Below are 7,070 nucleotides of genomic sequence, written 5' to 3' on the forward strand. Positions count from 1 at the left end.
CGGCGCGCGTGCCATGGCGCGCTCGACGCGCGTGCTCGTCGAGTTCGCGGCGGACGACGCCGCCGCCAGGCGGCTCGGCCGCGACGCGGTCCGTCGAGCCGTGCTCGTGGCGGACGGGACGAGCGCGCTCGGGGTGATCCGGGCCTCCAGGCTGGAGCGTTAGGGTGGGCGGACCGTGAAGCCACTGACCGAAGCAGACATCCGCTCGTCGTTCGTCAACGCCACCCCCGAGGAACTCGAGCAGCTCCCGATCCCGGGGCTGCACGAGATGCTGTGGGACGAGCGCGAGTTCCTCGGCTGGCGCGACCCGCAGGCCGCACGACGGGGCTACATCGTCTCGTGGATCGACGACCGCCCCGTCGGCATCGTCGTCCGCTCGGCCGGTGGGTCGCTCCGGCCCGGCATCGCCGCGATGTGCTCCTTCTGCCACTCGCCGCAGCCCGCGACGCAGGTGCGCCTCTTCTCGGCCGCGCGCGCCGGTGAGTCGGGCCGCAACGGCAACACGATCGGCTCCTACATCTGCGAAGACCTCGGGTGCTCGATGCTCATCCGCACCGCACCGCCGCACCTCAACCCGCCGGCGACGATCGCGATGCGCGGTGAGGCGCTGCTCCGACGCGTCCGCAGCTTCACCGAGGACGTGTCGAAGACCGCGTAGCCGGCACAGCGCTGGGCTGCGCCGACCACGCGGCGGACTCATTGCTGGATGAACTCCAGGATGTCCTGGTTCAGGACGTCGGCGTGCGTGGTGAGCAGGCCGTGCGGGTACCCCTCGTAGATCTTCAGCGTCGCGTCCTGCAGCAGTTCCGCCTGCTTCACCGACGCCGCCCGGTACGGCACGACCTGGTCGTCGTCGCCCTGCAGGACGAGGACGGGCACGGTGATCGCGCGGAGGTCCTCGGTCTGGTCGGTCTCCGAGAACGCCGTGATGCCCTCGAGGTGTGCGAGCGCGCTGCCCGTCATGCCCTGTCGCCACCAGTTGGCCACGACCGGCTCGGACAGGGTGGCGCCGGGGCGGTTGTAGCCGTAGAAGGGGCCGGACGCCACGGCCTGGAAGAACTCCGCCCGGTTCGCGGCGAGGGCCTCGCGGAAGCCGTCGAAGACCGAGATGTCCGTGCCCTCGGGGTTCTCGTCGGTCTTGAGCATGAGCGGCGGCACCGCGGCGACCAGCACTGCCTTCGCCACGCGTCCCTGGGGCTCGCCGTACCGCGCGACGTACCGCGCGACCTGCCCGCCACCCGTGGAGTGACCGACGTGGACCGCGTCGTGCAGGTCGAGGTGCTCGACGACCGCGGAGACGTCGCTGGCGTAATGGTCCATGTCGTGGCCGGTGTCGATCTGGGAGGAACGACCGTGCCCGCGGCGGTCGCTGGCCACCACGCGGAAACCCTGGGCGAGGAAGAACAGCATCTGCGCGTCCCAGTCGTCGGACGACAGCGGCCATCCGTGGTGGAACACGATCGGCTGGGCGTCGTGGCTGCCCCAGTCCTTGTAGTAGATCTCCGCGCCGTCGTCGGTGGTGATGAAGGGCATGTGCGTCTCCGCTCTCTGTTCGGTCGGTCGGTGGTGGTCTCGGGGTCGTCGAGGGGGTCAGCCGAGCTGCGCGATCGCGTCGGTGATGACCTCGGTGACCTCGGCGGGGTGGGAGTGCATCACGAGGTGCGGCGCGTCGAGCTCGGTCACCGAGCGGAGGCCGGCGCGCTCGTACCCGAACCGCTCGACGTCCGGGTTGATGGTGTGGTCCGCGGCGGAGACGATCCCCCAGCCGGGCTTCGTCCGCCAGGCCGCCACCGATGTCGGCTCGCCGAAGGCCACCGCGGAGAGCGGTCGCTGCGACACGGCGAGGACCTCGGCGGTCGACCGGTCGACACCGGCCGCGAACACGTCCGGGAAGGACTCCACCACGACCGACACGTCGGTCCCGTCCTCGGCGCCGGGGACCGGGTACGGCGCGTACACGAGGTTCTGCGCGAGGTCGGAGTCGGGGAAGCCGCCCTGCAACTGCGCCAGGCTCTCGCCCTCCTCGAGCGCGTAGCCCGCGACGTAGACGAGGCCGACGACGTTCTCGGCCACGCCGGCGACGGTGATCACCGCGCCGCCGTAGCTGTGGCCGACGAGGAGCACGGGGCCGTCGATCTGTTCGACGAGCGCACGGATGACCGCGGCGTCACCGGACAGGCTCCGGTTCGGCACGGCGGGGACACGGACGGTGAAGCCCCGGTCCAGCAGGAGCCGGGTGACCGGGGCGAAGCTGGCGGAGTCGGCGAACGCTCCGTGGACGAGCACGATGGTGGGCGATGTCATGGCGCTTCCTCTCGACGGTGGGGTCGAGCGTCACGCTAGGACCCGGCCGCCGGGCTGTCGTGACCCTGCGAGTACACGGATCGCGGTCCGCCGGGTCCGGTTCCCCGGTACCGGGACAGCCGGCTCCCGCTCGTCGGTGTCGCCACGGCGCCGTCCGGGACGCTGACCCGTCCCTCCCGCAGGCCGGCCGCGAGCTCGGCGAGCGCACGCTCCCCCACGCTGCCGGGGGTGCCGTAGCAGATGAGCGTGTACAGCCCGGGGTGCGCCTCGAGCACCTGCCACCGGAGGTCGACCCAGCCGTACCCGTCGAAGTGGTTCGGCGCCCGGCCCGACGTCAACGGGTGCGCCTCGTGCCGGTGCCACAGGTCCGCGAAGTCCTCGTCCTCGAGGAGCAGCGCCACGACCTCCTGCCACCGTGCGTCGGCCGGGCTGCCGTGGTAGCGGAGCCGCGAGACCGTGGTGCGCGCTCCCTCCTGCCAGGACGGTGCCGCGCGGAGCTCGGGCGGTGCTTCGAACTGCATGAGGCCGACGTTGTTCCCGACCTCCACGTACCCCGGGGCGACCGCGCGCATCAGGTCGTTGCTGACCAGGACGTCCTGGTTGCGGTCGATGATGTACGCGGCGGTGTGGTCCCAGAGGGTGATCAGCTCGACCAGCTCCGGCGGCGGCCCCTCGTCCTGGTGCAGCTCGTACGTGACCTCCGACCCTGCCGTCGCCAGCCGGTGCAGGTACGCCGCACCGGCACGGTCGAGCCGGAGTGCCCGACCGATCGACGCGCACACCTGGAGCGACATCCGGTGCCCGCTCCCCTGTTCCAGCCGCCGGTAGTACTCGACGCTGATCCCCGCGAGCCGGGCCACCTCCTCACGCCGGAGCCCGGTGACGCGTCGCCGCGGGTCGACGGGCAGCCCGACCTCCTCCGGGCGCAGTGCCCCGCGGCGGGCGCGGAGGAAGCTCGCCAGGGCACTGCGTTCGGGCGGTCGGACGATCTCCACGGAGCGATTCTCGCGTTCCGGGGCAGGTCGCGCGACCCCGATCGTCGGAACCCCGCTCCGCGCACCGTCGGTGGTCGTCGGTACGGTCAGGGCATGTCGTCGCGCTTCGCTGCCGCCCGCTGGGCCGTCGTCTCCGAGCAGGGCGACGGGCGCTGGCGACTCGGTGTCCACGACGAGGCCGACGACGAGCTCGGCACCATCGGACTCGGGGTCGAGGGCTCGTGGGAACCCGACGTCGAACCGCACGTGCGCTTCGTCCTCGTGCAGCTCGGGCTGGAGCTCGCCGGGGCCCGTCCCTGGCACGACGACGAGCTCGGCCACCACCGGGCGCCGGTGCTGCCGCTCGCCTGAGCGCACCGACGGGCGCCGGTGCTGAAACTCGCCTGAGCGCACCGGCGGGCACCGGTGCTGCCGCCGACTCCGCGCACCGGCGGGTACCGGTGCTGCCGTCGACTCCCCGCGCCCGCGTCGAGGCGCCGGGCTCCGTCATCCCTCCCGGTGGTCGCTCCACCCCTCCTGCGGCGACCGCTCCGGCACCGCTTCCGTCGACCGATCCGTCGGCCGCGCTGTGGGCCGCGCCGTCGACCGCTCGGTCGCCGCGACGAAGTTCCGCAGGATCTCCCGGTCGTCGTCGGCCCGGGCCGCCCAGAACAGCTCGCTCCGGTGGTCGCTCCCGTCCAGCGGGAGGAGCGCCACGGTGTCCGGTGCCGCGAGGGCCGCGCTCTCCGGCACCACCGTCACGCCGAGCCCGGCGCCGACGAGGTGCAGCACGGTCGCCCAGGTCGTCGCCTCCTGCACGACCCGGGGCCGCCGTCCGCCGGAGGTCACCGGCGCGAGGTTGCGCTCCGTCGCCAGCGCCCCCGCCTCCGCCGGGAAGAACACGAACGGGTCGTCGACGAGTTCGGGACCCTCGACACTCGTCCGGGTCGCGAACCGGTGCGTGGTCGGCACGGCCGCGACGAACCGCTCGCTCCGGAACGGCAGCAGCCGCACCCCCGGTTCCGGGTCCGGGTCCCGCACCACCGCGAGGTCGAGCTCTCCACGCAGGATCCGCGCCACGAGGTGCGACGTGTACCCCTCGGTCAGCTCGACGCGGACGAGCGGGTAGCGCTCCCGGAACGCCTGCACGCGCTCGATCGGTCCGAGGGGCAGGGCGGACACCACGAACCCGACGTCCAGCCGGCCTGCCTCACCCCGGCCGACGCGGACGGTCTCGTCGAGGTCGCGCGCGGCCTGGTCGAGGAGCGATCGAGCCCGACCCTGCAGCACCCGGCCCGCGGCGGTCAGGGCCACGCTCCGGGAGGTCCGGACGAACAGGTCGACGCCGAGGTCACGCTCGGTCCGACGGATCTGCTGGGAGAGCGCCGGCTGCGCCATGTGCAGCGTCGCCGCGGCACGGCCGAAGTGCAGCTCGTCGGCGACCGCGAGGAAGGCCCGGAGCTGTCGGAGGTCCACATCCATGCATGCAGCGTATCGATCGCACAGAACGAGTATTGGACGACACCTGACCGGCCGATCGATCATGGATGCATGCCCGACACCACGCCCACCGCCACCGTCTCCATCACCGACCTCGCCACCCCCGCCGACGCCGAGGCCTTCCGGACGCTCAACGAAGCGTGGATCACCCGGTTCTTCACCCTCGAGGACGAGGACCGCCGGTACCTCGGCGACCCGGTCGGACGTGTGGTCGAGCCCGGCGGCGCGGTACTCGTCGCCCGGTTGACCGACCGCGACGAGACCGTCGTCATCGGGTGCGTCGGCCTGGCCCCGACCGCTCCCGGCGAGTTCGAACTCGTGAAGATGGCCGTCTCCCCGGAGCACCAGGGGCACGGGACCGGTCGGCGCCTCATCGCGGCCGCACTCGAGCGGGCGCGTGCGCTCGGCGCCACCCGGGTCGTCCTCGAGAGCAACGCACAGCTCGCCAGCGCGGTGCACCTGTACGAGGCCTTCGGCTTCCGGCACCTGGAGCCCCACGAGGTCGCACCGAGTCCGTACGCCCGCGCGGACGTGCACATGCGGCTCGACCTCGGCTGAGCCCGGCCGCCGAGCGCCGCCATCGGCGCTCGGTCCGCGCGGGTCGGTGCCCACGCTCGTGTCCGCCTCGGGGGACGAACCGATCGTCCACCTGACCGATGCTCGCTCCTGGTCGATAGCGTCGGTCGAGATGCGCATCCACGAGCGGACCGACGCCGACCAGGACGCCCTGGTCGAGGTCCTCTGGCGCGCCCACGTCTTCGGTTGGCCGAGCACCTGGCCGGCCGACCCGGCGGCATGGCTCACCCCGACCGGGCTCCGGGCGGCATGGGTCGCGATCGAGGACGACCGCGTCGTCGGACACGTCGGCATCACGGTGCCGTCACCCGGCCGGATGCCCGAAGTCACCCGCTTGTTCGTCGATCCCGACCACCGCGGCAGGGGCGTCGCGGACGCACTGCTCGACGCCGCCGAGCAGTCGCTGCCCGGCGGCCACGTCCGCCTCGACGTCACGGAGGACACCCCGGCCGCCTGGCGCCTCTACGAGCGGCGCGGTTGGTGCCTCACCGGGCGCGGACCCGCGGGCTGGTGCCGTCCGGACGGCGAGGTTCCGACCCTGCGCTTCTACGCCAAGCGCGTCGACTGACCCGGGCGCACACCCCGCGCGCACGGCACGCACACACCCCGCGCACGCGACCCGAGCGCGCCGCCTGCCCGTACCCCGCCCGACCGGTACGCTCGCGGCATGGCGACGTACCAGGTGCAGGCCGTCCGCGAGCGCGGCGCGTGGCAGGTGTTCATCGACGGGCTCCTCGTGACCGAGGTGACCCGCTGGCCCGCCGTCGGCTTCGTGGCACGGGAGTTCCTCGCGATGGACCGCGACGACGAGCTCCAGATCCGGGTCGTCGGTCGCAACCAGTACATCGACGCCGACCCCGGCGACGCCTGACCGACCCCGCTCACACTCCCGAGACTCGGCGTCAGCGACCGATCTCGCACGCCAGCGCTCGAGACACGTCGCTCACCGCGGGTCTCGCCCCGGTCCAGCCCGGCCAGGCCAGGCAGCACGCCGCGCTCACGCCACCCGCCAGACCAGCCCCTCCTGCGCGCCGGACGGGTACGCCGACGCGATCCGGAACACGGCCTCACGCAGCGTCTCCGGCGAGCACGCGAGGTTGAGCCGGGCGAACCCCCGCCCCTGCGACCCGAACCCGAGGCCGGAGTTCAGCGCGACGTACGCGTGCTCCCGCAACGGCACCGCCGGGTCGTCCCCGAGCCCGATGCCCCGGAAGTCGAGCCATGCCAGGTAGCCCGCGCGAGGCCGGGTGTAGACCACACCCGGCAGGTGCTCCGCGAGCAGCGAGCCGAGCAGCCGTTCGTTCGCGACGATCCGCGCGACCACGTCGTCGAGCCAGTCCGTCGCGAGTGTGAACGCCGCCGTGTTCGCGTGCAGGCCGAGGATGCTCGTCCGGCAGGCGACCTCTTCCCAGAGGGTGTCGAGGAGCGCTGCCGTCCGCGCGTCCCCCGCCACGATGACCGAGCACTTCACCCCGGCGAGGTTCCACCCCTTGCTCGCCGACGTCACGCACACGCTGCGGGCCCCGGCCGGCTCCGCCACCATCGCGAAGGGGGTGAACCGGACGCCCGGGTGCGTGAGCGGTGCGTGGATCTCGTCGCTGACGACGAGCACGTCGTACCGCGCGGCCAGTTCGGCGAGCGCGACGAGGTCGGCGTGGTCGTGCACGAGCCCGACCGGGTTGTGCGGGTTGCAGAGCAGGAACACCCGGACACCGT

10 protein-coding genes are annotated in these 7,070 nt (G+C 73.0%); 5 read left to right on the top strand and 5 right to left on the bottom strand.

Translation table 11 applies throughout. The features are described from left to right. Positions 1-175 precede the first annotated feature (175 nt). Positions 176-658 carry an FBP domain-containing protein gene (locus I59_RS17055; protein ID WP_022904899.1) on the top strand — a complete coding sequence of 161 codons (483 nt, stop codon included), beginning with the start codon at positions 176-178 and terminating at the stop codon, positions 656-658. 38 nt (positions 659-696) lie between these two features. On the opposite strand, the gene I59_RS17060 is transcribed toward I59_RS17055, so the two are convergent. Genes I59_RS17060 through I59_RS17070 form a run of 3 tightly spaced genes read right to left on the bottom strand, consistent with a single transcriptional unit; the run spans position 697 to position 3,299 of the window. Next, positions 697-1,533, bottom strand: a complete 837-nt coding sequence (locus I59_RS17060; RefSeq protein WP_022904900.1) for an alpha/beta fold hydrolase — start codon at positions 1,531-1,533, stop codon at positions 697-699. Between the two features lie 57 nt (positions 1,534-1,590). Continuing rightward, the gene (locus tag I59_RS17065) at positions 1,591-2,304 is read right to left on the bottom strand and encodes an alpha/beta fold hydrolase (RefSeq protein ID WP_022904901.1); all 714 of its coding nucleotides are present in this window, start codon (positions 2,302-2,304) and stop codon (positions 1,591-1,593) included. A 35-nt stretch (positions 2,305-2,339) separates the two neighbouring features. Then, complete coding sequence (locus I59_RS17070) at positions 2,340-3,299, bottom strand: helix-turn-helix transcriptional regulator (protein ID WP_022904902.1); 960 nt, start codon at positions 3,297-3,299, stop codon at positions 2,340-2,342. A 93-nt stretch (positions 3,300-3,392) separates the two neighbouring features. Between I59_RS17070 and I59_RS23040 the strand changes: the two genes are divergently transcribed. Further along, on the top strand, positions 3,393-3,650 hold the full coding sequence (locus tag I59_RS23040) for a hypothetical protein (protein ID WP_022904903.1): 258 nt from the start codon (positions 3,393-3,395) through the stop codon (positions 3,648-3,650). A gap of 135 nt (positions 3,651-3,785) precedes the next feature. Here the strand turns inward: I59_RS23040 and I59_RS20335 are convergent, their stop codons facing one another. Continuing rightward, positions 3,786-4,760, bottom strand: coding sequence for a LysR substrate-binding domain-containing protein (locus tag I59_RS20335; protein WP_022904904.1), 975 nt, complete (start codon positions 4,758-4,760; stop codon positions 3,786-3,788). Positions 4,761-4,829: 69 nt separating this feature from the next. On the opposite strand from I59_RS20335, the gene I59_RS17085 reads away from it, so the two are divergent. The 3 genes from I59_RS17085 to I59_RS17095 all read left to right on the top strand — a co-directional run bounded on the left by I59_RS17085 (position 4,830) and on the right by I59_RS17095 (position 6,225). Next, the gene (locus I59_RS17085; RefSeq protein ID WP_022904905.1) at positions 4,830-5,336 is read left to right on the top strand and encodes a GNAT family N-acetyltransferase; all 507 of its coding nucleotides are present in this window, start codon (positions 4,830-4,832) and stop codon (positions 5,334-5,336) included. A gap of 130 nt (positions 5,337-5,466) precedes the next feature. After that, entirely contained in the window at positions 5,467-5,922 is a 456-nt protein-coding gene (locus I59_RS21105) for a GNAT family N-acetyltransferase (RefSeq protein ID WP_083882197.1), read from the top strand. A gap of 99 nt (positions 5,923-6,021) precedes the next feature. Then, a complete protein-coding gene (locus I59_RS17095; protein WP_022904907.1) occupies positions 6,022-6,225 on the top strand; it encodes a hypothetical protein in 204 nt (67 codons plus the stop codon). Positions 6,226-6,351: 126 nt separating this feature from the next. On the opposite strand, the gene I59_RS17100 is transcribed toward I59_RS17095, so the two are convergent. After that, positions 6,352-7,070, bottom strand: a 719-nt coding sequence (locus tag I59_RS17100) for an aminotransferase class I/II-fold pyridoxal phosphate-dependent enzyme (RefSeq protein WP_022904908.1), incomplete at its 5' end; no start/stop codon positions are given.

The sequence above is a fragment of the Curtobacterium sp. B8 genome, assembly GCF_000333315.1.
Lineage (GTDB): Bacteria > Actinomycetota > Actinomycetes > Actinomycetales > Microbacteriaceae > Curtobacterium > Curtobacterium luteum.